At 60.1% G+C, this 26,287-nt stretch carries 22 protein-coding genes and 3 tRNA genes; 11 read left to right on the forward strand and 14 right to left on the reverse strand.

Features of this window, described 5'->3' with window-relative positions; genetic code table 11:
• Positions 1-215: 215 nt before the first annotated feature.
• The 3 genes from ACSQ2Z_RS12370 (at position 216) to ACSQ2Z_RS12380 (ending at position 1,950) form a co-directional block, all read left to right on the forward strand.
• A complete protein-coding gene (locus tag ACSQ2Z_RS12370; RefSeq protein ID WP_436081478.1) occupies positions 216-1,475 on the forward strand; it encodes a D-Ala-D-Ala carboxypeptidase family metallohydrolase in 1,260 nt (419 codons plus the stop codon).
• Between the two features lie 137 nt (positions 1,476-1,612).
• Positions 1,613-1,687 (forward strand) — tRNA-Glu (locus ACSQ2Z_RS12375).
• A gap of 188 nt (positions 1,688-1,875) precedes the next feature.
• A tRNA-Glu gene (locus ACSQ2Z_RS12380) sits at positions 1,876-1,950 on the forward strand.
• A 34-nt stretch (positions 1,951-1,984) separates the two neighbouring features.
• On the opposite strand, the gene recJ is transcribed toward ACSQ2Z_RS12380, so the two are convergent.
• The 4 genes from recJ to ACSQ2Z_RS12400 all read right to left on the reverse strand — a co-directional run bounded on the left by recJ (position 1,985) and on the right by ACSQ2Z_RS12400 (position 7,074).
• The gene (recJ, locus tag ACSQ2Z_RS12385; RefSeq protein ID WP_436081479.1) at positions 1,985-3,787 is read right to left on the reverse strand and encodes a single-stranded-DNA-specific exonuclease RecJ; all 1,803 of its coding nucleotides are present in this window, start codon (positions 3,785-3,787) and stop codon (positions 1,985-1,987) included.
• Between the two features lie 123 nt (positions 3,788-3,910).
• A complete protein-coding gene (locus tag ACSQ2Z_RS12390) occupies positions 3,911-5,233 on the reverse strand; it encodes a homoserine dehydrogenase (RefSeq protein ID WP_436081480.1) in 1,323 nt (440 codons plus the stop codon).
• Positions 5,234-5,315: 82 nt separating this feature from the next.
• Positions 5,316-6,533 carry an LL-diaminopimelate aminotransferase gene (locus ACSQ2Z_RS12395; protein ID WP_436081481.1) on the reverse strand — a complete coding sequence of 406 codons (1,218 nt, stop codon included), beginning with the start codon at positions 6,531-6,533 and terminating at the stop codon, positions 5,316-5,318.
• Between the two features lie 121 nt (positions 6,534-6,654).
• Entirely contained in the window at positions 6,655-7,074 is a 420-nt protein-coding gene (locus ACSQ2Z_RS12400; protein WP_436081482.1) for a hypothetical protein, read from the reverse strand.
• 90 nt (positions 7,075-7,164) lie between these two features.
• Here ACSQ2Z_RS12400 and phaC point away from each other — a divergent pair, with 90 nt between their 5' ends.
• Genes phaC through radC form a run of 4 tightly spaced genes read left to right on the forward strand, consistent with a single transcriptional unit; the run spans position 7,165 to position 11,400 of the window.
• A complete protein-coding gene (gene phaC / locus ACSQ2Z_RS12405) occupies positions 7,165-9,018 on the forward strand; it encodes a poly(3-hydroxyalkanoate) polymerase subunit PhaC (protein ID WP_436081483.1) in 1,854 nt (617 codons plus the stop codon).
• Positions 9,019-9,022: 4 nt separating this feature from the next.
• The gene (gene sfsA, locus ACSQ2Z_RS12410; protein WP_436081484.1) at positions 9,023-9,742 is read left to right on the forward strand and encodes a DNA/RNA nuclease SfsA; all 720 of its coding nucleotides are present in this window, start codon (positions 9,023-9,025) and stop codon (positions 9,740-9,742) included.
• Between the two features lie 30 nt (positions 9,743-9,772).
• Positions 9,773-10,612: a type I methionyl aminopeptidase gene (gene map / locus ACSQ2Z_RS12415; protein WP_436081485.1), complete on the forward strand. Its 840-nt coding sequence runs from the start codon at positions 9,773-9,775 to the stop codon at positions 10,610-10,612.
• On the forward strand, positions 10,609-11,400 hold the full coding sequence (gene radC / locus ACSQ2Z_RS12420; RefSeq protein ID WP_436081486.1) for a RadC family protein: 792 nt from the start codon (positions 10,609-10,611) through the stop codon (positions 11,398-11,400). Before map ends, radC begins: the two co-directional genes overlap by 4 nt.
• Positions 11,401-11,528: 128 nt before the next feature.
• Here the strand turns inward: radC and ACSQ2Z_RS12425 are convergent, their stop codons facing one another.
• Positions 11,529-12,596 carry a magnesium and cobalt transport protein CorA gene (locus ACSQ2Z_RS12425; protein WP_436081487.1) on the reverse strand — a complete coding sequence of 356 codons (1,068 nt, stop codon included), beginning with the start codon at positions 12,594-12,596 and terminating at the stop codon, positions 11,529-11,531.
• Between the two features lie 265 nt (positions 12,597-12,861).
• Here ACSQ2Z_RS12425 and sthA point away from each other — a divergent pair, with 265 nt between their 5' ends.
• A complete protein-coding gene (gene sthA / locus ACSQ2Z_RS12430) occupies positions 12,862-14,268 on the forward strand; it encodes a Si-specific NAD(P)(+) transhydrogenase (RefSeq protein WP_436081488.1) in 1,407 nt (468 codons plus the stop codon).
• 184 nt (positions 14,269-14,452) lie between these two features.
• Here sthA and tig read toward each other — a convergent pair whose 3' ends face one another.
• The 4 genes from tig to ACSQ2Z_RS12450 all read right to left on the reverse strand — a co-directional run bounded on the left by tig (position 14,453) and on the right by ACSQ2Z_RS12450 (position 18,066).
• Positions 14,453-15,928, reverse strand: coding sequence for a trigger factor (tig, locus tag ACSQ2Z_RS12435; protein WP_436081489.1), 1,476 nt, complete (start codon positions 15,926-15,928; stop codon positions 14,453-14,455).
• 172 nt (positions 15,929-16,100) lie between these two features.
• Positions 16,101-16,185 (reverse strand) — tRNA-Leu (locus ACSQ2Z_RS12440).
• A gap of 190 nt (positions 16,186-16,375) precedes the next feature.
• Complete coding sequence (locus tag ACSQ2Z_RS12445) at positions 16,376-16,957, reverse strand: GDYXXLXY domain-containing protein (RefSeq protein WP_436081490.1); 582 nt, start codon at positions 16,955-16,957, stop codon at positions 16,376-16,378.
• Positions 16,954-18,066: a DUF2157 domain-containing protein gene (locus tag ACSQ2Z_RS12450; RefSeq protein ID WP_436081491.1), complete on the reverse strand. Its 1,113-nt coding sequence runs from the start codon at positions 18,064-18,066 to the stop codon at positions 16,954-16,956. Before ACSQ2Z_RS12450 ends, ACSQ2Z_RS12445 begins: the two co-directional genes overlap by 4 nt.
• A 981-nt stretch (positions 18,067-19,047) precedes the next feature.
• On the opposite strand from ACSQ2Z_RS12450, the gene ACSQ2Z_RS12455 reads away from it, so the two are divergent.
• The 3 genes from ACSQ2Z_RS12455 to trmFO all read left to right on the forward strand — a co-directional run bounded on the left by ACSQ2Z_RS12455 (position 19,048) and on the right by trmFO (position 21,382).
• Positions 19,048-19,191 carry a DUF1127 domain-containing protein gene (locus ACSQ2Z_RS12455; RefSeq protein ID WP_325465865.1) on the forward strand — a complete coding sequence of 48 codons (144 nt, stop codon included), beginning with the start codon at positions 19,048-19,050 and terminating at the stop codon, positions 19,189-19,191.
• A gap of 504 nt (positions 19,192-19,695) precedes the next feature.
• The gene (locus tag ACSQ2Z_RS12460) at positions 19,696-19,839 is read left to right on the forward strand and encodes a DUF1127 domain-containing protein (RefSeq protein WP_436081492.1); all 144 of its coding nucleotides are present in this window, start codon (positions 19,696-19,698) and stop codon (positions 19,837-19,839) included.
• 127 nt (positions 19,840-19,966) lie between these two features.
• Positions 19,967-21,382: a methylenetetrahydrofolate--tRNA-(uracil(54)-C(5))-methyltransferase (FADH(2)-oxidizing) TrmFO gene (gene trmFO / locus ACSQ2Z_RS12465; RefSeq protein ID WP_436081493.1), complete on the forward strand. Its 1,416-nt coding sequence runs from the start codon at positions 19,967-19,969 to the stop codon at positions 21,380-21,382.
• Here the strand turns inward: trmFO and ACSQ2Z_RS12470 are convergent.
• The 5 genes from ACSQ2Z_RS12470 to yajC form a co-directional block, all read right to left on the reverse strand.
• The gene (locus ACSQ2Z_RS12470; protein WP_436081494.1) at positions 21,379-21,819 is read right to left on the reverse strand and encodes a hypothetical protein; all 441 of its coding nucleotides are present in this window, start codon (positions 21,817-21,819) and stop codon (positions 21,379-21,381) included. The genes trmFO and ACSQ2Z_RS12470 overlap by 4 nt on opposite strands.
• Positions 21,820-21,945: 126 nt before the next feature.
• Positions 21,946-22,767 (reverse strand): phytoene/squalene synthase family protein, encoded by an 822-nt coding sequence (locus tag ACSQ2Z_RS12475; RefSeq protein WP_436081495.1) that lies wholly within the window; start codon positions 22,765-22,767, stop codon positions 21,946-21,948.
• Positions 22,768-22,824: 57 nt separating this feature from the next.
• Positions 22,825-23,211 carry an Mth938-like domain-containing protein gene (locus tag ACSQ2Z_RS12480; RefSeq protein WP_436081496.1) on the reverse strand — a complete coding sequence of 129 codons (387 nt, stop codon included), beginning with the start codon at positions 23,209-23,211 and terminating at the stop codon, positions 22,825-22,827.
• A 2-nt stretch (positions 23,212-23,213) separates the two neighbouring features.
• The gene (gene secDF, locus ACSQ2Z_RS12485) at positions 23,214-25,775 is read right to left on the reverse strand and encodes a protein translocase subunit SecDF (protein ID WP_436081497.1); all 2,562 of its coding nucleotides are present in this window, start codon (positions 25,773-25,775) and stop codon (positions 23,214-23,216) included.
• A gap of 59 nt (positions 25,776-25,834) precedes the next feature.
• Positions 25,835-26,167, reverse strand: a complete 333-nt coding sequence (yajC, locus tag ACSQ2Z_RS12490) for a preprotein translocase subunit YajC (RefSeq protein ID WP_436081498.1) — start codon at positions 26,165-26,167, stop codon at positions 25,835-25,837.
• Positions 26,168-26,287 lie beyond the last annotated feature (120 nt).

A 26,287-nucleotide genomic window follows, 5' to 3' on the forward strand; every position in this document is an offset into this window, starting at 1 on the left:
GTGCCGACGGCATGCTGTTTGCGCCTTCAAATGATCGGCCATGGCGGCAACGAGATGTCGCCCGGCCCGCATTGAGTGGGGATCCAACGTTGCGTCATGTTCTGCAAAAGACGGCGACGATTCGCGGTTTGGGCTGCGCTCTTGCCCTGACGGTGTCTGTAATGGCCCTTTCAGGTTGCGTGTCGGCTGCAAAAGAAACAGCGGAAGCGGCACCGGTGGCGGGACAGACGGTATCCGAAACCGCCTCGGCCGAGGCGGAACAAGTGGCGCCCGGTACCTATCAAGACCAACAGGTGGCGGCCGTTGGTGCCAGCACGCAGCAACAGGCCGGAAACCCGGTCGAGGCCAATGCGACGGTTCCAGCCATTGCGGACGGCCAGCCGGCGTCGCTGACGATGCAAAGCACCGGCGTCAAGGCAACCTCCAGCAGCATCTTTGCGGTCCAGGTACCGAATGCGGTCCCTGTCCAGTTGCAAAATGCCGATGCAGGAACAGGCAATGCCCCGCTTCCTGTAGGGCAACAGACCGGCGTCAACCCGACCTCAAATAGCCTTTTCAACAGTGGCCAGCCGGCCGCAAATCCGGCTGCCCTGCCGCTTGAAGGTGCGAGCAATGCCGAGGGTGCGGTTCCGGCAGCGCAGGAGGCGGCAAGCGCCGAGCTTGGCGCGGACGGCGCCGCCCTGCCCGTGGCCGTGCCGATTCCGGCAGGCGACACCATGCAAAACGACGGCAATGCACCTCAGCCGGCGGCGACACAGATCGCGTCAGCCGATCCGGCGGCGGTTGCCGTCGCCACTGTTCCCGAAAAAACCGGCGACGCGCAAAACGATAGCGACAAGCAGGATGCAACACAGAAGCCGCTGACGTTCGCCGCTCTGTTCGCGGCCAAGCGCAAGAACCGGAGTCATTTCAACGACGATCGTTTCGCCAAGACTGCCGCTAAGCGGACGCCTGTCGCCGCCAATAGGCCGCAGCAGCAGATCGCGGCGCTCGGTTTCACTGATTTGCCTGGCGTCCAGACCACTTCGATGTTTGCGACAGTGGACGATTCTCAGCCGGGCCATGACGACGAAAGTGCCGCTGTCGAAGTGGCGGCCCTGCCCGGCTTGGCACGGCTTGCGCCGAACGGCCTTTGGCTGCAGACGGAGAAAGTGGAGACCGGCTGTTTCCGTCCGGAACTGCTGCAGGTTCTGAAGGTCGTCGAGACCCATTACGGCCGCAAGATCATGGTGACATCGGGCCTGCGGGATGTGAACCACAACAGACGGGCCGGCGGCCGCCGGTACTCCCTTCACACTACCTGCCAGGCGGCCGACATCCAGGTGCCCGGCGTCAGTAAGTGGGATCTTGCCAACTATCTGCGGACGATTCCTGGTCGCGGCGGCGTCGGAACGTATTGCCACACGGAATCTGTCCACATCGACACCGGTGAAGCCCGCGACTGGAACTGGCGCTGCCGTCGCAGCAGGACCTGAGGCCAAGCCGCGGTATTGATTGCATAATTTCTATTTTCCCCAAAAACCACAGCGTATGAGGACTTTTTTACAGGAAAATGAAAATTGTCGCTTGCGGTATTCAAAACCCCTGACTATAAGACGCCCACACAACGGCTGCGCCCTTCGTCTATCGGTTAGGACACCAGATTTTCATTCTGGGAAGAGGGGTTCGACTCCCCTAGGGCGTACCATTGTGAAGCTCCCCTAAATGTAGAAATATGCGCGATTCTGGTCAGAACGGCTTGCCAGTGAGCGCTTTCGCGTGACGTAGGCACTCTTTCTTTTGCCGCTGTTTTTACTGCGAAAAATCCTCAAAAAAATCCGATTTAGCGCTTGCAGCATCCAAAGCGTCTGACTATAAGACGCCCACACCACTGATGCGCCCTTCGTCTATCGGTTAGGACACCAGATTTTCATTCTGGGAAGAGGGGTTCGACTCCCCTAGGGCGTACCATGGTTCTCCGATCCGCTCCGCGAGGATGCTCGGCTCAAAGCGCCTTTGCGGCGTCGATAACCCGCAACTGCACACGCCGTGTTCCCTGCCACAGATCCGCTGAGATCGACGCTGCGACGTGGATCGACGTGCCCCGGCCCGACAGCAGGAGATCGCCAAGAGGCGTTTCAAGCGCCCGGAAGGCAATGCCGTCGATACGGGAGCCGTCCTGCCCCTCCAGCGTGATCTTCACATGGTTGACGCCGACCTGCCGCGAATCACGCAGACGGTGAGCCGGCAGGGCAAAGACCGGTTGTGGATGGCCGGCGCCGAACGGGCCTGCCTGCTCAAGCTGGTCGATCAGCGCCAGATTGGCGCCCGCCGCCCCCAATGCGCCGTCGATCTTCAGCGTCTCGGCCGAGACGAGGTCCTTGATGGCGTTCTCCGCTTTCTCGTCGAAGAAATGCCGTAGCTTGCCAAGATTGGCGCGCTCGATCGTCAGTCCGGCAGCCATGGCGTGACCGCCGCCCTTGGCCAAGAGACCGGCATCGACGGCCGCGCGGACGATTCGTCCGATATCGAAACCGCTGATCGACCGACCCGAGCCAGTCCCCTTGCCGTTCGGGTCGAAGGCGATGGCAAAGGCCGGACGGCGGAATTTTTCCTTCAGCCGTGCCGCCAGCAAGCCCACAATGCCCGGATGCCAGTTTTCACGCGCGGTGACGATGATGGAGGCGGCATCACCGTTGCCATATTCCGCCAGGGCCTCGGATTCCGCCTCGGCCAGCATGGCAATTTCCATCGTCTGTCGCTCACGGTTCAATTCGTCGAGCCTTGCTGCGATCTGTTCGGCCGCATTTTCCTCGTCAAGCGTAAGCAAGCGACTACCAAGTGCCGCGTCGCCGATACGCCCGCCGGCATTGATTCGAGGGCCGATCAGGAATCCGAAATGATAAGGCGTCACCGGCCCGCCAAGGCCGGCCTTGCGAAAGAGTGCCGACAGCCCTGGATTCTGCATGTGGCGGGCGGCGACAAGCCCTTTCACGACATAGGCTCTGTTCAAGCCCTTGAGCGGCACGACGTCGCAAACTGTCGCCAAGGCTACCAGATCGAGCAGCGCAAGAAGATCGAAGGAAGCAACCCGCCGGTCTCCGCTTTCACGCAACTGGCGCATGGCGTTGACGAGAACGAGGAACACCACGCCAGCGGCGCAGAGATGCCCCTGCCCCGACAGATCGTCTTCCCGATTCGGGTTGACCAGCGCCAGGCAGGGCGGCAATTGCGCGCCGACCTGGTGATGATCGATCACAATCACATCGATCCTGCGCGCCTCTGCTGCCACCAACGATTCGTGACTGGTCGAACCGCAGTCCACCGTGACGATAAGTTCGGCGCCATTGTCGATCAACTGGTTGATCGCAGCCGGATTGGGGCCGTAGCCTTCGAAAATGCGATCCGGAATGTAGATTTCGGCTTCGACGCCGAAATGGCGCAGGAAACGGAACATCAAGGCGGATGATGCGGCTCCGTCGACGTCGTAATCGCCGAAGATCGCAACCTTTTCACGCTTGTTGACCGCAGCAACGATGCGGGCGGCCGCCTTGCTGCAATCCGTCAGCGTATCGGGATCAGGCATCAGCGAGCGGATCGTCGGTTCGAGAAACGCGACGGCATCGTCCATCGTCACGCCGCGGCCAGCCAGCACGCGGGCAATAAGATCGGAAAAGCCGTGCACCTGACTGATGGCAAGCGCGCGGTTCTGGCCGGCCTGATCGAGCCGCGACACCCAGCGCTGCCCGCTCACCGAATGCTCGACACCAAGAAAAGCCCGCTGGATCGGATCTATCAATTCATTCATCGTTCATCCTTGATTTCGTGACCGTTCGTACCCGTGTTTTGCTGCGTCGGCAAACCGGAAACGACTGCGGCCCCATCCGGGTTACTTCCGGATGGGGCCGCAGAACATGCGTAAACAGGCGTATCAGGCGGCCTTCGGCCGCTCGATGCGGATCACTTGGGGATCGCCGACGAGGTAGCCTTCGCTCTTGATCGAGGCGACGGCCTTGCGCACCGATTGCTCGGTCGTCGCATGAGTTACGAGGATGATCGTCTGCGGTTCGCCGGTCTCGACCGGATGCTTCGAGTGCTGGACGATCGATTCGAGCGAGATGTGATTTTCCGCCATGTGCGTCGCGATTTTCGCGAAGACACCGGTCCGGTCGACCACTTTCAACCGGATGAAATAGCCGCCCTCATGGCTCTGGATCTGCGCGCGCTTGTATGTGAGCAGCGCCGTGACCGGGCGGCCGAAGGCCGGCACGTGCTGGGCGCCCGGGCGGCTCTTGGCGATGTCGGCGATATCGCCAAGCACGGCAGACGCCGTCGCATTGCCGCCGGCGCCGGGTCCGACCATCAGCAGTTCACCGAGAATGTCGGATTCGATCGCCACCGCGTTGGTGACGCCATCGACCTGGGCGATCACCGAATCGAGCGGCACCATGGTCGGATGAACACGTTGCTCGATGCCGCTTTCGGTGCGCTGCGCGACGCCGAGCAGCTTGATGCGGTAGCCGAGATCGGCGGCGGCATGGATATCGTCGATCGAGATATTGGTGATGCCTTCGAGATAGATGTCATTGGCCGCGATTGCGGTGCCGTAGGCAAGGCTCGTCAGGATGGCAAGTTTGTGTGCGGTGTCGTTGCCTTCGATGTCGAAAGCCGGATCCGCTTCCGCATAGCCGAGGCGCTGCGCTTCCTTGAGGCAGGCCTCGAAGGAAAGCCCCTCTTTCTCCATCTTGGTAAGGATGTAGTTGCAGGTACCGTTCATGATGCCATAGATACGGGAAATCGTGTTGCCAGTCAGCGATTCCCGGAGTGCCTTGATCACCGGAATACCGCCAGCGACGGCGGCTTCGTAGTTCAACAGCGCGCCATGCTCTTCGGCAAGACCAGCAAGCTCAATACCGTGCTCGGCGAGCAACGCCTTGTTGGCGGTGACGACGTGAAGTCCACGGGATAGCGCTGCCTTGACAGCGGAATAGGCCGGTTCGCCGGCGCCGCCCATGAGCTCGATGAAAACGTCGATATCGGCCGTCTCAGCCAGCGACAACGCATTGTCATACCAGCGCATGGCGGAAAGATCGACGCCGCGGTCACGATTCCTGTCACGCGCCGTCACGGCAGTGATCTCGATGGCCCGGCCGCATGTCGTCGCCAACTGCTCATGGCGTTCCTGAAGAATACGCACGAGCGAGGCGCCAACGGTTCCCAGCCCCGCAATGCCGATTTTAAGGGCATCTGACATTCACGATTTTCCTAACATGTCGAGTGCGCTCCGCCTCAAACGGCGGAGCGGATTTTTGAGGGGGCCGGGAAAACCCAGCGCCTCAGCGATGAGCATTCAGCGAGATGACGTTGTGCAACGTGTCGTCTGCCGTCGAAAGAAATTTCTTCAGGCTGCGGGCCGCCTGGCGAATCCGGTGTTCGTTCTCGACAAGTGCGATGCGGATATAGTCATCCCCCTGCTCGCCGAAACCGATGCCCGGGGCCACGGCAATGTCAGCCTTTTCCACCAGCAGCTTGGAAAACTCCAGCGAACCGAGATGGCGGAACTTTTCGGGGATCTTTGCCCAGGCGAACATGGTGGCCGCCGGCGGCGGCACGTCCCATCCGGCCTTGCCGAAGCTTTCGACCAGAACATCACGGCGGCGCTTGTAGATATTGCGCACTTCTGCGATGTCCGAGCCGTCGCCGTTCAGCGCATGGGTCGCGGCCACCTGGATCGGCGTGAACGCGCCATAATCGAGATAGGATTTGACCCGCGTCAGTGCGGCGATCAGGCGCTCATTGCCAACGGCAAAGCCCATGCGCCAACCGGGCATCGAAAATGTCTTCGACATCGAGGTGAATTCGACGGTGATATCCATCGCGCCCGGTACCTCAAGAACAGACGGAGGCGGCATGTCGTCGAAATAGATCTCCGAATAAGCAAGGTCCGACAGGATGACGATGTCGTGCTTCTTCGCAAAGGCGACGACTTCCCGGTAGAAATCGAGCGTCGCCACATGCGCCGTCGGGTTCGACGGATAGTTGATGATCAGCGCGATCGGTTTCGGGATCGAATGCCGGATCGCCCGCTCGAGCGGCGGAAAGAACGTGTCGTCTGGCTCTACCGAGATCGAGCGGATCACGCCACCGGTCATCAGGAAGCCGAAGGCATGGATCGGATATGTCGGATTGGGGCAAAGCACAACGTCGCCTGGCGCGGTAATCGCCTGCGCCATGTTGGCGAACCCTTCCTTGGAGCCGAGGGTCGCGACGACCTGCGTGTCCGGGTTCAGCTTGACGCCAAAGCGGCGCGCATAATAGCCGGCCTGTGCCCGGCGCAGACCCGGAATACCCTTAGACGAGGAATAGCGATGCGTGCGCGGGTCCTGCACCACTTCGCACAGCTTATCGACCACGGATTTCGGCGTCGGCAGATCAGGATTGCCCATGCCAAGGTCGATGATGTCGGCTCCACCCGCTCGCGCGCTGGCTTTCAAACGGTTGACCTGTTCGAAAACGTAAGGCGGCAGACGCCGGACTTTGTGAAACTCTTCCATCTCTAACCTCGTCTTGCGCGGTCTCCGTTGCGGGAATCATGCGTGCAAGGAGAAACGCGCGGTGCAATCGGCCCACGCGGCCACGAAACGCTTTGCGTCCAAATCAGCTGAAACGCAAGCGCTAATTCTGTATCTGCTTCAGCGTATCGGCACCATGATTGGCGGCAAGCAGCTGAAGCTCCTTGAGGCGACGCTGATATTCCGCTTCGGATATGTTGCCGGACGTGCGGGCCGAACTCAATGCCGTCAGCCGCGCTTCCTGGGCGGCGGCTTCTTCATTGCTCATTTGAGCGCTTGCCGCGGGGCGCTTGCCTTCGATCACCGGATAGACGTCCGCCGGAATGGGCTTGGCCATGGTCGCGGAATAGATGGACGGCTGCTCATCGACCGTCGCCGAATTGCAGCCGGCAAGAGCAAGCGCAAAACCAACCGCGCCAAAGGCCGTTACCATCCGCATCATCGCTGCTTTTCCCGACTTCTTCATCATGCCCCTGCCCGGTCTGTGCCGCTCGATCTTCGCCTGAAATTGGCTGTCAGCCAAGAGGCCTGTCCAACACGCGCTGGCACTTGTAATCATTTTAAGGCAGAATGTAAAAAGACAAAACAAACAAACATCTGTGGAGGAAACTGGGTGGCAGAAGACAGGAAGACCGAGAACCCCTCCCGCCCCAGCACTGATGGTTTCAGCGGTTTCGACCCGAAGTCCGTCGATCCCTATATCGTCAAGGATCCCGAAGCCTTGGCGATGAACATCGCGCGTGCAGTGGAGCAACTCGGCAAGGCGGCATCCGCCTGGCTTGCACCGCGCGAAAGCGGTGAGAAGACCGATGTGATTGCCGATCCGGTCGTCGACATGGTCAAGACGCTGTCAAAAGTCTCGGAATATTGGCTGTCCGATCCGAGGCGCACGCTGGAAGCCCAGACCTCCCTGATGGGCAGTTTTTTCTCGATGTGGACACGCACGCTGCAAAAAATGAGCGGCGAGGCCGTGACCGACCCGGACGAGGTGCCGCGCGACGACAAGCGGTTCGCCGACGCCGACTGGGTCGCCAATCCCTTCTTCAATTTTATTCGGCAAAGCTATTTCATCACGTCCAACTGGGCGGACCGGATGGTGCGCGATGCCGACGGACTCGACGAACACACCAGGCACAAAGCCTCCTTTTACATGCGGCAGCTTTCAAGCGCCCTCTCGCCAGCCAATTTCGTGACGACGAACCCGCAGCTTTATCGCGAAACGGTGGCGTCGAGCGGCGCCAACCTCGTCAAGGGCATGCAGATGCTCGCCGAGGATATCGTTGCCGGCAAAGGCGATCTCAAACTGCGCCAGACGGATACGAGCAAGTTCGCCGTCGGCGAGAACATTGCCATTACGCCGGGCAAGGTCATTGCCCAGAGCGATGTCTGCCAGGTTCTGCAATATGATGCCTCCACAAAGACGGTGCTGAAGCGCCCGCTGCTGATCTGCCCGCCCTGGATCAACAAGTTCTATGTTCTCGACCTCAATCCGCAAAAGTCCTTCATCAAATGGGCGGTGGATCAGGGACACACCGTCTTTGTGATCTCCTGGGTCAACCCCGACGAGCGCCATGCCAACAAGGATTGGGAATCCTACGCGCGCGAGGGCATCGGCTTTGCGCTCGACACCATCCAGCAGGCGACCGGCGAAGAGGATGTCAACGCGATCGGTTATTGCGTCGGCGGAACCCTGCTTGCCGCGACGCTCGCCTTGCACGCGCAGGAGGGCGACACGCGCATCCGCTCCGCCACACTGTTCACGACACAGGTCGATTTCACCCATGCGGGCGATCTCAAGGTCTTTGCCGATGAGGAGCAGATCACCCAGATGGAGCAACGGATGAAGGAAAACGGCTATCTTGACGGCTCGAAGATGGCCATGGCCTTCAACATGCTGCGCGCGTCGGACCTGATCTGGCCGTATTTCGTCAACAACTACCTGAAAGGACAGGAACCGACCGCCTTCGACCTTCTCTACTGGAACTCCGATTCGACGCGCATGCCGGCGGCGAACCATTCCTTCTATCTGCGCAACTGCTATCTCGAGAACAACCTGACCAAGGGCACGATGGTCCTGGCCGGCAAAAAAATCTCGCTTGGCGACGTGAAAATCCCGATCTACAACCTTGCCGCAAAGGAAGATCATATCGCGCCGGCAAAATCGGTGTTTGTCGGCAGCCAGTTTTTCGGCGGCGACGTCACGTATGTCATGTCCGGATCGGGCCATATTGCCGGCGTCGTCAACCCGCCGGACAAGGGCAAGTACCAGTTCTGGACGGGCGGCCCCGTTACCGGCGATTTCGACGAATGGGTAACGACAGCCAGCGAAACGCCCGGCTCCTGGTGGCCGCATTGGCACGCCTGGATCGAGATGCTCGACAGTGAGCGGGTTCCTGCCCGCAAGACTGGGGGAAGGCTGAACTCGCTGGAAGAAGCGCCCGGCTCCTACGTCCGCGCCCGCGCCTGACTCCATGATCTTCGATCCGCCGCTGGTGCCTGCCGTCCTGATCCAACGCTACAAGCGCTTCCTCTTCGACGCGGTTCTGGAGGACGGTTACGCGATCACCGGCTCCTGCCCCAACACCGGATCGATGCGCGGCCTGACCGCACCTGGATCGCGCATCTGGCTTTCGGAGCATGATAGCCCGACGCGAAAATATCGTCATATGCTGGAGATGGTAGACGTGGGCGGCAGTGTGGTCGGCATCAACACCGGTCTGCCGAACCGGCTGGCGGAGGAAGCGATCCGAGCAGGCCAGATCAGCGATCTGCATCTCTATTCGACCCTGCAGCGCGAGCAGAAATACGGTCGGAACTCCCGCATCGACATGCTTTTGACCGACCCTGAGCGCGGCCGCGCCTATGTCGAGGTCAAGAACGTGCATTTCAGCCGCGCGTCAGGCCTTGCCGAATTTCCGGATAGCCCGACGGCACGTGGCGCGAAACATCTCGAGGAACTTGGCGATATGGTCGAGGCGGGTCATCGCGGCATCATGATCTACGTCATCCAGCGGGATGACTGTGCGACCTTCAGGGTCTGCAATGACCTTGACCCGCTCTATGCCCAGGCCTTCCTGCGGGCGGCACAGCGCGGCGTCGAGGTCTTCGCCGTCAAATGCCGGGTTTCACCGCGTCAAATTGCGCCGGACGGGCTGATCATGATGGACGAACCCGCCTTTGCTGATCTATGACAACGAGGAAAGACAACTGAAAGTATCGTAATGGTCACCTATATCGAGGCAGCGTCTGCGCCCTACAAGAATACCGGCGTCATCCGCCTTTACACGCCCGAGGATTTCGCTGCCATCAAGCGCGCCTGCCAGATAACCGCCCGCTGCCTTGATGAACTGGCAAGCCGCGTCAAGCCGGGTGTGACGACCGACGAGATCGATCGCTTCGTGTTCGAATTCGGCATGGATCACAACGCCCTGCCCGCCACGCTTAATTATCGCGGCTATACCAAATCCTCCTGCACCTCGATCAATCATGTCGTCTGTCATGGCATTCCCAATGAGAAGCCTCTGCGCGAAGGCGATATCGTCAATATCGACGTCACCTATATCGTCGATGGCTGGCATGGCGATTCCAGCCGCATGTATCCGGTCGGCGAGATCAAGCGCGCGGCCGAGCGCCTTCTCGAAGTCACCCACGAATGCCTGATGCGCGGCATTGCCGCGGTGAAGCCCGGCGCGCGCACCGGTGCCATCGGCGAGGCAATCCAGATCTTCGCCGAGGCGGAGCGCTGCTCGGTGGTGCGCGACTTCTGCGGCCACGGTGTCGGCCGGCTGTTTCATGACGCGCCGAACATCCTGCATTACGGCCGGGCGAACGAAGGCCCGGAAATGCGCGAGGGCATGATCTTCACCATCGAGCCGATGATCAATCTCGGCCGCCCGCATGTAAAGGTACTGGCCGACGGCTGGACCGCCGTCACCCGCGACCGGTCTCTCTCCGCCCAATATGAGCATGCGGTGGGCGTCACGGCCGACGGCTGCGAGATCTTCACCCTGTCGCCGGCCGGCCTCGACCGTCCGGGCCTGCCAACACAAGGTTCGCGATGACCAAGCCCCCTTTCTCTCCCGACAGCGATGATTCGCAACCGGCTGACGAAAGGGGCTTTTTCGCAGAACAGCCGCCCAAACGCTCGGGCCTCGGGATGGTGGCCGCCCAGCACGAAGACGTGCACTACCATGGCCATCGCGACCGCCTGAGAACACGCTACAGAGACCATGGCGACACCGCGCTCGCGGACTACGAAATTCTGGAGCTCTTGCTTTTCCGGCTGATCCCGCGCCGCGACACCAAGCCCATCGCCAAAGCCTTGCTCGACCGCTTCGGGACACTGGCCGGTGTCTTCGGTGCCTCCCCGGCCTTGCTGCAGGAGGTGAAGGGCATCGGTGAAGCCGTGGCTTTCGATATAAAACTGATCTCGACCGTCGCTCACCGTACGCTGAAAAGCGAACTCAAGGGCAAGCAGGTTCTCGCCTCCTGGTCATCCGTGATCGAATACTGCCACGCCGCCATGGCGCATGAGACCCGTGAGCAATTTCGTATTCTCTTCCTCGACAAGCGCAATGCATTGATCGCCGACGAAGTGCAGCAGACAGGTACGGTCGACCATACGCCGGTCTATCCCCGGGAAGTGGTCAAGCGTGCGCTGGAACTCTCCGCGACGGCGCTAATCCTTGTCCATAACCATCCTTCAGGCGATCCTACGCCTTCAAGAGCTGACATCGACATGACCAAGATGATCATAGAAACGGCAAAGCCGCTCGGCATCACCGTTCACGATCATATCATCGTCGGCAAGGACGGCCATGCAAGCCTCAAGGGGCTGCGCCTGATCTAAGAATGTTTTACTAAGGCGGCATCATCGGAACCGTGGAATTTCCCTCGCTGTGGACCGATACCTCCTTCAGCGAGCTCCCACAGCCGGGAGCTGCGCCACGCATGCCAAGTCAATCAATCTCACAGATCTCAGAGCCACTTCATTCGCCGGAACATACGGTAGAGCAGGCTGCAGGTGACGACGATTAACCCCAGGATCAGAAAATAACCGTAGCGAAATTTAAGTTCGGGCATTTCATCGAAGTTCATTCCGTAGATACCGGCAATCGCCGTCGGTACGGCCAGAATAGCGGCCCAGGACGCCAGCTTGCGCGAAATTTCCGTCTGCTCGGACTGACCGATCATCAGGCTGGCTTCGAAGGTGAAGGCAAGCACTTCGCGCAAGGTGTCGATATCCTCCTGGACCCGGCGCACGTGGTCTGTGACATCGCGAAACAGCGCGTGCAACGTTGCGTCCATGCCGGGAAGGTCGAGATGTTCGTGGCGCCGGCAGACATCGACCAGCGGCACGACCGCGTTGCGCAGCCGAAGAAGGCTGCGCCGGAGGAAATAAAGCCGCTCGATATCCGTCTTGTGCAGCCGCTCGCGCAGCACCCGCTCCTCCAGCTCCTCGACTTCGGCGTGAATGCCTTCTACGACGGGCATGTAATTGTCCACGATGAAATCGAGGATGGAATAGAGAATGTAGTTCTCGCCGTGCGCCAGTGCGGCCGGGGAAGCCTCGCAGCGCTGTCTGACCTGGTTGTAGGAGGTCGACGGCCCGTGGCGGACGGATACCACGTAACCGTGACCAACAAACAGATGGGTCTCACCGAAGACGATTTCATCTCCGCCCATATGGGCGGTTCGCGCGACCACGAAAATCGACTCGCCGTAAATCTCCAGCTTGGGCCGCTGGTGGGCGTGACCGGCATCCTCGATGGCAAGTTCGTGCAGACCGAATTCAGCCTGCACCTCCCGCAGCAGGGCTTCGTCCGGCTCGTGCAAGCCGATCCACACCACCGCCTTTTCGCGCCCTTTCCAATTATGGGCTTCGTGAATTTCGATATCGCGGATGCGCTGGCCGTGTTCGTAGACGGCGGCAGCAACTACCCCGGGACGGATGCGCGGCTTTGCTGGCGCGGATGGTTCATTTGCGAGCGGCGCCGCCGCTTCGCGCTCAGGCAAACGCTTTTCGTCAGTTTCTTGCCAGGCCATCGCCACATCTCCCCCTTGCAGAAGGTGCTCCGGGCAGGACCGCAGTCGAGTCCTGTTCTCCCGCCTACGCTTCCGTCGCAAATACGCTTTCCAGACTGCTCTTCCCAGGTTGCTCCGGCCAATATAGGCACTTTTCCATAAATAAACATCCGCGAGGCCCAAAGGCTCATAAGGTTTGGTTAAATGGCAAGATTGACGTTATAGATGCTCGCGAGTGAAATCTACCGCAACGCACAATGATTCTCTCCATCACCGGAAACGCGTCATGAACCAGTACGATCTCGTGGTTGTCGGCAGCGGACCTGCAGGGCGCAGGGCCGCCATTCAGGCAGCCAAACTGGGCAAGAAGGTTCTTGTCGTCGAGCAGGGAAAGCGGGTCGGCGGCGTCTCCGTGCACACCGGCACTATTCCCTCCAAGACCCTTCGCGAAACCGCGCTGAACCTGACTGGCTGGCGCGAACGCGGCTTTTACGGGCGCGCCTATCGCGTCAAGCAGGAAATCAGCGCTGACGACCTGCGCCGCCGCCTGTTGATCACGCTCGACCACGAGGTCGAGGTCCTCGAGCACCAGTTCGCCCGCAACCGCGTGCAGCATTTGCGCGGCAAGGCGAGCTTCATCGACCCGCTGACGCTGCAGATCGTCAAGGACGATGGAGAGACCATTCGGGTCTCGGGAACGAGCATTCTACTCGCCGTCGGCACGAAGCCGTTCCGCCCAAGCTACATCCCTTTTGATGGAAAAACCGTGCTTGACAGCGACGAGCTGCTCGAGATCGAGGATCTGCCGCGTTCCCTGGCCGTGATCGGCGCCGGCGTCATCGGCATCGAATATGCGACGATCTTCAGCGCGTTGGACACGCATGTCACCGTAATCGATCCGAAAACAACGATGCTCGACTTTATCGACAGGGAAATTGTCGAGGATTTCACCTATCAGCTGCGCGACCGCAACGTGAAGCTGCATCTGGGCCAGAAGGCGGAAAAGGTGGAGCGGACGGCGGACGGCAAATGTTCGATCACACTCGATAGTGGGCGTGTGATCGGCTGCGAGATGGTCCTCTTTGCCGCAGGTCGAATGGGTGCAACCGACACGCTGAACCTGCCGGCAGCCGGGCTTGAAGCCGATAGCCGCGGCCGGTTGAGCGTCAATCCCGAAACCTTCCAGACATCGGTTCCGAATATCTATGCGGCGGGCGACGTCGTCGGCTTTCCGAGCCTTGCTTCGACCTCCATGGAGCAGGGGCGTATCGCCGCCCGCGTCGCCGTCGGCGCGATCGCCAAGGAACCGCCGAAATTTTTCCCCTACGGCATCTACGCCGTGCCGGAAATTTCCACCTGCGGCCTGACGGAGGAAGAGGTCAAGGAACGCGGCATCGCCTACGAATGCGGCATCGCGCGCTTCCGGGAGACGTCTCGCGGCCACATCATGGGGCTTGATTCCGGCCTGCTGAAGCTGATCTTCTCGCTGAAAACCCGCCGCCTTCTCGGTGTCCACATCGTCGGCGAAGGGGCAACGGAACTCGTCCATATCGGCCAGGCCGTGCTCAACCTGAAGGGAACCGTCGAGTATTTCGTCGAAAACACCTTCAATTATCCGACACTCGCCGAAGCCTACAAAATCGCCGGCCTCGATGCCGGCAATCGGATGGGCGAACTCATTTCGCGGGGATAGACGGCCCTGGCCGCGTCATCTTCCAGCAACGGCACACGGGGCGGAACACAAGCGCGCCGCAAAGCCGCGACAGCGTCTGTCGCCGGGGCCTCGCACAACGACGTGTGCCCATAAATCCCAGCACATAGCAAAAAGGCCGCCCCTTGCGGGACGGCCTCCTCAAATGTCTGAAGAAAAGCGGCAATTATTCGGCGCTGTCGTCAGCAGCCTTCTTCTTGGCCGGAGCCTTCTTCTTCGGCGCAGCAGCGTCTTCGCCTTCGGCAGCTTCAGCCTTGGCTGCGGCTTTCTTCTTCGGAGCGGCCTTCTTCGTTTCCGAAGCGTCTTCCTCGTCGTCGGCCATCAGCTCTTCCTTGCTGACGGTCTTGTCGGTGACCTTCACTTCGGAGAGCAGGTGATCGACGACTTTTTCTTCGAAGATCGGGGCGCGCAACGAAGCGGCAGCACCCGGGGTCTTCTGGAAATAGTCGATGATCTGCTTTTCCTGGCCCGGGAACTGGCGAAGCTGTTCGAACAGCGAGCGCTGCATTTCCTCGTCGCTCACCTGAACGCCGGCCTTTTCGCCGATTTCGGAGAGAACGAGGCCGAGGCGCACGCGGCGTTCAGCGAGCTTGCGGTATTCGGCTCGGGCGTCTTCTTCGGTCGTATCTTCGTCGGCGAAGGTCTTGCCGGCCTGCTCGAGGTCGGTGTTGATCTGACGCCAGATGTTGTCGAACTCGGCATCAACGAGGCGCTGCGGCGTGTCGAACTGGTAGAGTTCGTCCAGCTGGTCGAGGATCTGACGCTTGACCTTCTGGCGGGTCATCGAGCCGTACTGGCTTTCGATCTGGCCACGGACGACTTCCTTCAGCTTGTCGGCCGATTCGAGGCCGAGCTTGGTGGCAAGGTCGTCGTTGATTTCGACTTCGGCAGCAGCGGCAACATCCTTGACGGTGATGTCGAAGGTGGCTTCCTTGCCTGCGAGGTTCGCAGCCGGATATTCAGCCGGGAAGGTTACGGTGATGGTCTTCTCGTCGCCAGCCTTGGCGCCGACGAGTTGCTCTTCGAAGCCCGGGATGAAGCGGTTGGATCCGAGAACCAGTTCGGCGTCCTCGTCCTTGCCACCGTCGAAGGGTTCGCCATCGACCTTGCCGAGGTAATCAATCGTGACGCGGTCGCCGTTTGCGGCCTTGCCCTTCTTGGTTTCGTAGGTGCGGGCGTTTTCAGCGATTTTGAGGATCTGCTCAGTGACTTCGGCCTCGTCGATATCGACGACTTCGCGCGTCACCTTGATGCCGCTCACATCCTTCAGTTCGATCGCCGGAAGGACTTCATAAGCGAGCGTGAATTCGAAATCGGCCTCGGCGTTCAGGATCTTGTCAGCTTCGGCCTCGTTTTCGGTCATCGCGATTTCCGGCTGGGTCGCCGACTTTTCGCCGCGCTCCGACAGGATTTCGGTCGGCTTTTCGCGAACGAGTTCGTTGACCAGTTCTGCCATGATCGACTTGCCGTACATCTTCTTCAGATGCGCGAACGGCACCTTGCCCGGACGGAAGCCGTTGATACGGACCTTGCCCTTGGCGTCTTCGAGGCGCTCGTTCATACGAGCTTCCATGTCCTTGGCCGGAATGACGACCTTGAGTTCGCGCTTCAGCCCTTCAGCGAGCGTTTCGATAACCTGCATGTTCAAACCTTCATTTCACGTTGACAGGGCTCTGTCGGTGTTCTTCTAAACGAGCACTTGAGCCGATCCATTTGCCGGGAGTGGCTTTACGCAAATCAATCACCGTTTTGCAAGCAAAATGGCGCCGTCTTCTCGATCGACGCCAAGGACCAGCCTTGGACGTCCCTTATTCTGGTGCGGGTAGAGAGACTTGAACTCCCACGCCTTTCGGCACCAGAACCTAAATCTGGCGTGTCTACCAATTTCACCATACCCGCGTTCAGAAAACCGCAGCGCCTGCTCACATCGGCACAGAAGAAATCGCGGAAAAAGCCGCAACACATTCTGCGCCGGGTTCAGGGCGTTCCCGAGCGCGGCGTCTCTATATCACCCGTTTGCAACGGATCAAAGGAAAAATGCGGTTGCTGTCGTGTTCTTGTCACTTGGCGAAAAACGCTAGTGTAAAGATCAGTAGAGCGGCTCTTCGTAAAGCGGTCTTCCATCGATCGAGATCAAGCGGACCTGCATGCGGCCATCACCGGAGACGCTCGCGGTCACGGCAAGGGCGCTGGCATTGCGCGCCTCCTCCAGCACCCTGCCCTCGCCTTCGGGCACATAATAACGCTCGATGCCGTATTCGACATTCAACGAGGATGGCGGACTATCCGGCGTCGGATAGAAATAGAATGGAGCACTGCGCGCGATGACGCTGCCGTCTTTCGGCGCGAGCGGACCGAAGGAGGCCTGCGACACACCCCAGAAGCCGTCCAGTTGCTTCTCCAGCCGCACTGAGACCTGCGCATCGGTCGCCTCCGTCGGAAAGCCGCCGGTGATCTTTTCAGCGGGAATGCTCGATATATCGTAGGCGAGAATGACATAATCACCGCGCAACAGATCGCGTGGATCGACCGGCACGGTCTTCAACACGACATCGACACCGTTACGCAGGATCGAGGCACGGCTTTCGATCATGTAGCCGAGGAAAGCTGTCTGCAGCAATGCCACCACGATGGCTGCGATAAGCGGACGAAGGGTCGGATTGCCACTCATATCGATGCACCCTCCGTTGCTGTTTTCGCCCCGAGCCGCTTCTCCAGGTGGATCACCAGCCAGGCGATCAGGCCGACAACGACGCCGGAAATCAGGAAGAAACCGGATGTGCCGAGGATGCTGCCCAGCGTTTCGAAGGCCAAATAGAGCGTTTCGGCGGCAAAGACCGCGTAGCCGAGGAAACGGACGGCGCCGTTCAACCGGCCGGCAATAGTGATGCCGCCCAATGCGACGCCGAGCGTCGTCGCGCCGATCGCGACCTCCTGGCCAAGGCCGTCTACCTCCGTGTGCAAGGCAGCGAGCCCCAGAACCGTCAGCGCAAAGCTATAGAAAGCAGGCGCGGCCCCGGCATCCTGGGTAATGCGATAGAGGGGAGACGCCGCCAGGCTGACGCTCAGGAACGCCAACAGGCCAACACCGAAAAGAGCAGCGGCGAGCCAGATTTCCGGCAGTTCGAGATAGAGCCAGCCGAGCCATGCCAGGGCGAGCAAATAGGCGAGATGCCGGGCCGCACCGGCATTGGTATAGCGGACCAGTGCGATCACGACGACGATCAGCCCCGGAATGAAATAGATATAGCCGTTGCCCTCGAGGCTGGCGTCATTGTCCATCAGCAACTGGCCGAACACGGCCCAGGCTAGAAAGCCTGAGATCACCGACAGAGCCGCTGAACGGAAGGCAAATGCGGCGACACAGGCGGCCGCGAACCAGACCAGCAGCGCGTCAGCCGCATCGCCCGACAGATGATACATTTGCCCGACCAGCGCGATCGCACCGCCGAACGTCATGGTTCCCAGAACGAGAAGGGCGGCACCCACGCTGCGCCAGCCGCGCCCCAGGCACAAAGCAGCGGACAGATAGAAGGTCCAGATAAAGGCGACGATACCGCAGACGCGGACAAGGCGGGGGATCGCCTCCCAATTGGCCGCGACCAGAAGAAGGATGGCCGCCGACAGAAGGACTGCCGCTAGGATCAGGAGGACCCGGCCCGCACTGAAAACCGTCTCGCGCGAATCATATTCGGCAAGCATCGCCTTTGCCGTCTCCGCGCTGAGCATTCGCTTCGCGACCCAGATGTTGAAGTCCTTCTCGATCCGTCCCCGGTACATGGCCTGCCCTCCTTGCATTGCGCGTCGCCCGCTACACATACCATAGGCATCGACAAATCATAGTTGAGCAATCCGGCGCTTTCCGCGAGCCGACAGGACGGCTAGAAACGGCCAATCATCGTTAACGGGACGTAAAGATTTTCGTGCAAATCTTAAATCTACAAACAGGCGCCAGGGCGATCGCAGGGGCCTTGCAAAATCCGCATACCATCCATGATGATATTGCACTGCACAAATCGCCCCCGCCTTCCTATATTGAACTCAAGAAGACGGAACGAGATCAGCGAAAGCGATCGGGGCCGTCAGCGGCAAGACCAGCCGCTTCCGCTTTAAGAGGTGGAAAAGGTCAGCGGGCCGAAAAGGCTCGCATCATAGAATTCGGAATGGCGCACTCCTCCTCCCAGCGCCGCTCCGATCCGATGGGCAACACTCCTCCTCCCAAGTTGCCCGTCACCGTAAATGACGCCCGCTGGACCTCCTCCCCCAGCGGGCGTTATTCGTTTCAAGAAACAAAAAATCTATACATTTCAAAGCCGAAATATTCGCCGGTGCCGCAGCGACGGGCTAGTCATGCGCGTGCAACAAAGGCGCCATTCTCCAACAAGCCTACTTGTTGCCGACAGTCCGATTTATCGTGAGGACAACTTCGGGGCAGCGCACTCCTCCTCCCAGCGCCCCCTCGACGGGATCGGCAATACTCCTCCTCCCCAGTTGCCGATCAGAATAAGCAACGCCCGCCGGACCTCCTCCCCCAGCGGGCGTTGTTTTTACTTGCCCCTCCTCCTGATCATCCTTCAGCATTCACGCGCTCGCCCAGAATTTGGTCAAACTATGGCCATCCCAGCCGCGAGGATTGCAGCAAGCGCATGGGTGCGATGCAGCATTGTCTCTGTAATTTCAGGGGTTGGCAGCCTATGTTCCAACCATCAGATGAGGGCCAGCAGATGGTGCTGGCAAGGAACCTTGGAAAGGACCAGCATCATGAACATTACTCGCTCGTTCAACAATTGGCGCAAGTACCGTCAGACCTGCAACGAACTCGGCCGCATGAGCGACCGCGAACTGAACGACCTCGGCATCGGCCGCGGCGACATCCAGTACGTTGCCCGCCAGGCAGTCAAGTAATTCTCGCAGCCGGCCGGCTTTTCCGGCCTGATGCGCAGCTGGCAAACGCCCTCCGGTTCGATCCGGCGGGCGTTTTTTTTTGCCTGAATTTCGCCTCGCCCCATCATAGGCTCGACTGGGCACCCGCAGATGTTCGGCACACGGCGACTGTATGCCGCTGCAGCGCAGCATTTGTCGCATGCCCATTTTCCTGACATTGGATGTAACCAAGTTTCGGCCACCGGGCAGTTGGCGACGCAGCGACACCCCGTGCATCCGCATCGCAAAAAAACATCCAAAAAAACAAACCGTTAATTGAAGGCCTATTGCAATGCTGGGTGCCATTAACCTTTGGCTTCTTTTTCAGCACGCACCAAAAATGCTCAGAGAACCAGCAATGCAGTGCACAAATGCATAGCAGATGCATTTTCTTTGCACTCCACCTTTTCCCGCGAAAAGCGTACATAGATAGCAACGAAGCAGGCAAATCACTGCACTGCTCATTTGCTTCTCAAGGAAAAGATCATGAACCCGATTCGTATCGCACAAAGCTGGATCAACTACCGTCGCACCGTTGCCGAACTCGGTAACCTGTCCAACCACGCCCTGTCGGACATCGGTATCACCCGCTTTGACATTCGCAACATCGCTTCGCGTTCCTTCCGCTAATCGGACAGGACATGTCGAGGGACTAAAAACGGCACCACGGGTGCCGTTTTTGATTCCGGGGTTTCGCTGACGCGTTGGTATGCAGAACAGGTTCCCTTCGAGCCCACCTTGCTCTAAATAACAGCGCATGACAGACATATCTTCCTACTCCCCCATTCATATCATCGGCGGCGGCCTCGCCGGTTCGGAGGCCGCGTGGCAAGTTGCCGAGGCTGGCATCCCGGTTGTTCTTCACGAGATGCGCGGCGTGCGCGGCACGGACGCTCACAAGACCGATAGCCTGGCCGAACTGGTTTGCTCCAACTCCTTCCGCTCGGACGACGCCACCAGCAATGCCGTCGGGGTGCTGCATGCTGAAATGCGCCTTGCCGGATCGCTGATCATGTCGGCTGCCGACAAACACCAGGTTCCGGCCGGCGGCGCCCTCGCCGTTGACCGCGACGGCTTCTCGCATGCAGTAACGCAAGCGATCGAAAGTCATCCGCTGATCACCGTGGCGCGCGAGGAAGTCGCCGGCCTGCCGCCGAAGGAATGGGATCTCGCGATCATCGCTACCGGCCCCTTGACGGCGCCGTCTCTCGCCAGCGCCATCCAGGCCGAAACCGGAGCCGATGCGCTCGCCTTCTTCGATGCCATCGCCCCGATCATCCATACCGACAGCATCAACATGGACGTCTGCTGGTTCCAGTCGCGCTACGACAAGGTCGGACCGGGCGGAACAGGCAAGGACTACATCAACTGCCCGATGACCGAGGAGCAGTACAACGCCTTCGTCGATGCGCTGGTCGCCGGCGACAAGACCGGCTTCAAGGAATGGGAAGGCACGCCCTATTTCGACGGCTGCCTGCCGATCGAGGTGATGGCCGAGCGCGGCCGCGAAACGCTCCGGCACGGCCCAATGAAGCCGATGGGCCTCACCAACGCCCACAATCCCACCGTGAAACCCTATGCGGTGGTCCAGCTGCGCCAGGACAATGCACTCGGCACGCTCTACAACATGGTCGGCTTCCAGACGAAGTTGAAATATGGCGCACAGGCCGAAGTCATCCGGATGATTCCGGGCCTCGAGAACGCGGAGTTCGCCCGCCTCGGCGGCCTGCACCGCAACACCTACATCAATTCGCCGGTGCTGCTCGATCCATCGCTGACATTGAAGTCGCGGCCGGGACTGCGATTTGCGGGCCAGATCACCGGTTGTGAAGGCTATGTCGAAAGCGCCAGCATCGGCCTTCTAGCCGGGCGCTTTGCTGCCGCCGAACGCAAGGGTGAGCCGCTGCCGCTGCCGCCTGTGACGACAGCCTTCGGCTCGCTGCTCAATCACATCACCGGCGGTCATATTGTTTCTGATGATGAGCCGGGCAAACGCTCATTCCAGCCCATGAACATCAATTTCGGCCTGTTCCCGCTGCTCGAGCCGGGCGCAATCACCAAACCCGAAGGCGTCAAACGTTTCCGGGGCAAGGACAAGACAGTGATGAAGAAGCAGCTTATTGCCGCTCGCGCGCTTGAACACTGCGCGGCCTGGCTTGGGAACCACGGCTAATTTGCCGGAACAGCCCGGAACTCAGACTGCGAATTGAAGCTACCGAGCAGCCAAAGCGACACCTCGGCCGCCACGTCGGCGCTGGAAAACTCGTAAACGCCGTCGAGAGAGGCGGAGTCGAAGAAATGCACCGTCAGGCCGCGGCCGCTCTGTGCATTGCTGACATTGACTTTGCCCGGTTCGATGAGGTGACAAACGAAATGTGCACCGTGCGAGGCCATGAAACCGGCCTTGCCGTCATGCAGGCGGACGAAATAGGCCTTCTCATCTGCCGTCGCGTGAATGGCCCGGATGGCTTCGTCGGGAAAGGCCCGACCGAAATCGAGAATGGCCGATCCCGTATCCGGCTCCTGCCTGTCCCTGTCGGCGCGCTCCTTCATCCGCATGTAGAAGATACCTGCGAGCACAGTGCAGAGGATGACGATCGGCCAGACCATTGTGCCGGTTCCTTTTCGTGCCAATTGCGACAATAACACGGTCGCGACCCTAGAAGACGAAGCTTGCGCCAATGTGCCCGCCGGATTCGAAAAACAGCATTTACGAATATAAACTGGCGCCGCGGCTCACCACTGGCCGCTACGCGCTGCTTTCCACATCCACCATTGCCGGCGCCATTGGGACGGCACGATCGAATATTCGAAAAGTTTCGAGCCTGCCCGCTCGGCGCGGTCGAAAACCGGTTCGGCCAGCGCCAGCGGGATGAAGGCAAACCGGTTTGCCGCGGAAATCTCTTTTGCGTCCGCACGCGCCTTGGCGAGGTGGTCACGGCCTAGACCGGAAAACGCCCGGATCGCCCGGGTTACAGCGTCCTCATCCGTACCGGCCAGGAAAGCATCGTGATCCAGCCCTGTGGCAGCCAGCAGTTCCGCTGGGAAATAAACCTGGCCGCGCCGCCGGTGCAATGGCAAAAGCAGCAGCAATCCCGCGATCGTCTGCGCTACACCCGCATGGCCTGCCGCAGATGCCGATTGCTGGGAATGGGCAGGATCGAGAATGAGGCTCGCGAGTTGGATCAACGCCGAGGCAGTCTCGCCCGCATAGCCCTCAAGCGAGGAACGGCTTTCCATCGGATCGTCGTAGAGATCGAAGATGCGGGCATCGATCATGTCTTGCAGCACGGGAACCGGCAGTTGGTAAGCCTGGACGCACGTAAGCAGCGCTTCGGCCAGGGGATTACCCTCGCCGCTCGCGCCGCCAGGATCGCCAAGAACGTCACGCCACCACTGAAGACGGATTTCTCCCGGCAGCGCCTCGCGGGCGACGTCCCGGACGCGGGCGATCTCCGCGTAGAAGGCATAGAGAGCCGACAGCGGGCCGCGCTTGTTCGGCGGCGACAGCAGGCAGGCAAGGTAACGATCGCGGTCGCTGTCGCGCAGCGCCGTCATGCTGAAATCGTAGGCAGCCGCGGAGGCCGGACTTGAATTTTCGGAAGATATCATCGGTCAGACGGCAATGAAGACGGCGGCGACGGCGCGCGATTCGGCAAGCATGATATTGTAGGTTCGCACGGCAGCCCCCGTGCTCATCGGGTCAGATGAGATCCCATGTTCCTTGAAGCGCGCCTTCAACTCTTTTGGCAGCGGTCGGATGTCCTTGCCCGTTCCGACGAGCAGCACATCGATATCGGCTGCCTCATCGAAAACGCGTTGGAAGTTCTCGACCGTCAGCGGATCACCTTTCGCCATGTGCCAACCATAAATGCCAGAGGGCAGCATTAGCAGCGAACCGCGATGTGACATGTCGGCGAAGCGGAAGCCGCCATTGCCATAGCTATCAATCGGCGCACGACCGGGAAAATGTGCGTCGCGAATTTCTATAGGTCTGCGCATGACTATTGCGCTCCTTTGGCCGGATGCATGCCGGTGCCACCGGTCTTTTCGGCATCACCGCCCGGTGCGCCGTGTCTCAGCCTGAAGAGAATGAGGACGGGGCCGGCGACATAGATCGAGGAGAACGTGCCGATAGCCACGCCGAAAAGCATGACGAAGGCGAAGGGCTGGATTGCCTCGCCGCCGAAAATCGATAGCGCCGCCAACGCCAGCATGGTGGTCGCACCTGTCAGGACTGTTCGCGACAAGGTCTGGTTGATCGAGGTGTCGATCAGGAGCGGCAACGGCATGCGCGGATAACGCTTCAGGTTCTCGCGGACCCGGTCGTAGACGACCACCGTGTCGTTCAGCGAATAGCCGACAATGGTCAGAAGCGCCGCAATGCTCGTCAGGTTGAATTCCATGCCCGTGACGACGAAGAGCCCGATGGTCAAAAGCACGTCGTGCAGCGTCGCGACGATCGCCCCGGCGGCAAACTGCCATTCGAAGCGGACCCAGATGTAGAGAAGAACCGCCAGAAGCGAGGCGAGGACGCCGATCGTTGCCGCTTTCGTCAGATCACCCGAGACCGAGGGGCCGACGACTTCGACACGGCGGAATTCATAGGCGTCTTCAAGCTCGCCCCGGACAAGGATCACCGATGTCTGCTCGGCATTCTCGCCGCCCTCGCGAGAGTGGACGCGAACGACCACATCCTGCGGCGAGCCGAACGGTTTGACCGTGATCTCGCCGAGATTGAGCTCATCCAGTCGCGCGTGAATATCCTCGATATCCGCATTGCCCGCGCGCGCCTTCAATTCGATCACCGAACCACCGGCAAAGTCGATGCCGAGATTGATGCCCATCGCGCCAAACAGAAGCATGCTGATGACAGACAGCAATGCCGTCAGCGAAAAGACGTAGTTTCGGATTGCCATGAACCGGAACGCTGCGCCGTCGAACACACCGGTGCGAATGCCGTCCGGCAGTTGCGTCGGCTGGCGCCGGTGCAGCCATACGTCCAGGATAACACGCGTCAGGGTGAAGGCGGTGAAGAGGGTTGTGACGATACCGATCGCAAGCGTAACGGCAAAACCGCGAACCGGACCGGCTCCGAGGAAAAGCAGGATGATGGCGGCGATCAGCGTGGTAATATTGGCGTCGACGATGGCGGCGAATGCACGCGAGAAGCCGAAATCCAGGGCCTCGCGCAACGTTTTGCCGTGGCGAACCTCTTCCCGGATGCGCTCGTAGATCAACACGTTGGAATCGACCGCCATACCGATCGTCAGCACGATCCCGGCAATGCCGGGAAGCGTGAGCGCTAATCCGGTCGCCGATAGCACAGCAACAATCATGACGACGTTGAAAGCCACGGCCAGGCTCGCGACCGCGCCGAAGAAGCCATAGAAACCCAGCATGAAGAGAATGACGAGAACCGCGCCGATCGCGCCAGCTGCCAGGATGGAATGGATCGATTCCGCGCCGCGCCCCGCGCCGATCGAACGCTCCTCGACGACGGTCAACGGGCTCGGCAAAGCGCCGGCGCGCAGAAGCAACGCCAGATCGTCGGCGCCCTCCGGGCTCATTTCGGCCGACAACTGTACGGTGCCGTCGGTAATCGCCTTGCGCACCAGCGGGGTGGCGATCACCGCCCCATCGAGCACCACGGCAAGCGTCGTGCCAGCGGTATCCGCCGTCGCCTTCGCAAGCCGGGCCGCGCCATCGGGGCCGAGACGCAGGTTGACGACTGGATTGCCGGACTGGGCGTTGATCGCCGATTTGGCGTCGACAATGTCCTGATTGGCAATGATGGGCTGCTTACGGACAAGGTATCCGATCGGCGGGTCGTCTGCGGAGTAGAGAATTTCCGAATTGAATGGCGGCTGGCCGTTGACGGCGTCCTGAACCGCCATCGACATGTCGATGCTTCGGAACGAGAGAGAACCCGCCTGGCTCAGGATATATTTGACCTGTTCCGGATCATAGCGGCCGGGAATCTGGACAATAATGCGATCGGCACCTTGTCTATGGATTTTCGGCTGCTGGGCGCCTAGATCCGCCAATCGCCGATGCAGGACGGCAATGGCTGCGTCGGCTGTAGCGGAGATACGGTGGTCGATGCCTTCGTCGGAAATGATGGCGCTCATGGAACCGTCGGGCGAGCCATCGATGGCCACCTCGCTGACCGCATCCTTCGCAACGCCGCCGATCCTTACCGGATCCATCAGCGCATTGAGGGCCGTTCGCGCCGCTTCAAGCTGAGCGGGGTTGCGAAGGCGTAGCTGAAGATCCTGGCCCGTGCCCGAAAGGCCGGAATAGGCGATACCCGCGGACCGAAGGCGCACCCCGATCGCGTCGATGACCGCCTTGAGGCGCGTCTTCACCACATCTTCCCGCTCGACCTTCAGGGTGATCTGCGACCCGCCCTGGAGGTCGAGACCGAGCATCAGCTGCTTTTTTGGAACCCAGCCTGGAAGTTCCTCCAGTGTCGCGTCCGCAACCGCGTTCGGCAAGGCCGCCACGATGCTGAGCAGCACGACAAGCCAGACGATGATGGTTTTCCAGCGGGAAAAATACGGCATGAAGCTCTCGAAGATATGTCGTTACAAGGTGACCAGTCTGATCCGGCCTCCCTGCCAGCTTACTCCTTGACGGGCTCGCCCTTCACGCGGACTTCGGATACACCACTGCGTACCACACGAATCTTCACGCCGTCAGCAATTTCAACTTCGAGTTCGCTGTCGTCGATGACCTTCGTCACCTTGCCGACGATGCCGCCGGTGATGATCTGGTCGCCGCGACGAATGTTCTTCAGGAGTTCCTCGCGGCGCTTCATGTTTGCGCGCTGCGGGCGGATGATCAGGAAATACATTACAACGAAGATCAGCAGGAACGGCAGAATCTGCACGAGACCACCGGTAATGTCAGGACCTGCGCCGGGTGCCGTCTGGGCGAATGCCTCGGTAATGAACATCAATCACTCCTTGAATGTGGTTTTGCGGGCGGATCGCCCATGCTTCGGATCGCCGGAATATAAGAATAGCCGATACGAATGCAACCGCAGGCCAGACCGGCTTCTCGCTTCAGCCTCATA

Origin of the sequence: Pararhizobium sp. LjRoot235, from assembly GCF_964254145.1 — a bacterium.
Classification (GTDB): domain Bacteria; phylum Pseudomonadota; class Alphaproteobacteria; order Rhizobiales; family Rhizobiaceae; genus Pararhizobium.

Coding starts and splice junctions, on each gene's coding strand:
- ACSQ2Z_RS12480 (WP_436081496.1), bottom strand. CDS start 23,211: ATGCGCAGACCTATAGAAATTCGCGACGCACATTTTCCCGGTCGTGCG.
- tig (WP_436081489.1), bottom strand. CDS start 15,928: ATGCAGGTTATCGAAACGCTCGCTGAAGGGCTGAAGCGCGAACTCAAG.
- yajC (WP_436081498.1), bottom strand. CDS start 26,167: ATGTTCATTACCGAGGCATTCGCCCAGACGGCACCCGGCGCAGGTCCT.
- ACSQ2Z_RS12460 (WP_436081492.1), top strand. CDS start 19,696: ATGAACCCGATTCGTATCGCACAAAGCTGGATCAACTACCGTCGCACC.
- ACSQ2Z_RS12425 (WP_436081487.1), bottom strand. CDS start 12,596: ATGGCCTGGCAAGAAACTGACGAAAAGCGTTTGCCTGAGCGCGAAGCG.
- map (WP_436081485.1), top strand. CDS start 9,773: ATGGTCACCTATATCGAGGCAGCGTCTGCGCCCTACAAGAATACCGGC.
- ACSQ2Z_RS12445 (WP_436081490.1), bottom strand. CDS start 16,957: ATGAGTGGCAATCCGACCCTTCGTCCGCTTATCGCAGCCATCGTGGTG.
- ACSQ2Z_RS12390 (WP_436081480.1), bottom strand. CDS start 5,233: ATGTCAGATGCCCTTAAAATCGGCATTGCGGGGCTGGGAACCGTTGGC.
- sfsA (WP_436081484.1), top strand. CDS start 9,023: ATGATCTTCGATCCGCCGCTGGTGCCTGCCGTCCTGATCCAACGCTAC.
- ACSQ2Z_RS12470 (WP_436081494.1), bottom strand. CDS start 21,819: ATGGTCTGGCCGATCGTCATCCTCTGCACTGTGCTCGCAGGTATCTTC.
- ACSQ2Z_RS12455 (WP_325465865.1), top strand. CDS start 19,048: ATGAACATTACTCGCTCGTTCAACAATTGGCGCAAGTACCGTCAGACC.
- ACSQ2Z_RS12450 (WP_436081491.1), bottom strand. CDS start 18,066: ATGTACCGGGGACGGATCGAGAAGGACTTCAACATCTGGGTCGCGAAG.
- trmFO (WP_436081493.1), top strand. CDS start 19,967: ATGACAGACATATCTTCCTACTCCCCCATTCATATCATCGGCGGCGGC.
- sthA (WP_436081488.1), top strand. CDS start 12,862: ATGAACCAGTACGATCTCGTGGTTGTCGGCAGCGGACCTGCAGGGCGC.
- secDF (WP_436081497.1), bottom strand. CDS start 25,775: ATGCCGTATTTTTCCCGCTGGAAAACCATCATCGTCTGGCTTGTCGTG.
- ACSQ2Z_RS12395 (WP_436081481.1), bottom strand. CDS start 6,533: ATGGAAGAGTTTCACAAAGTCCGGCGTCTGCCGCCTTACGTTTTCGAA.
- recJ (WP_436081479.1), bottom strand. CDS start 3,787: ATGAATGAATTGATAGATCCGATCCAGCGGGCTTTTCTTGGTGTCGAG.
- radC (WP_436081486.1), top strand. CDS start 10,609: ATGACCAAGCCCCCTTTCTCTCCCGACAGCGATGATTCGCAACCGGCT.
- ACSQ2Z_RS12475 (WP_436081495.1), bottom strand. CDS start 22,767: ATGACGGCGCTGCGCGACAGCGACCGCGATCGTTACCTTGCCTGCCTG.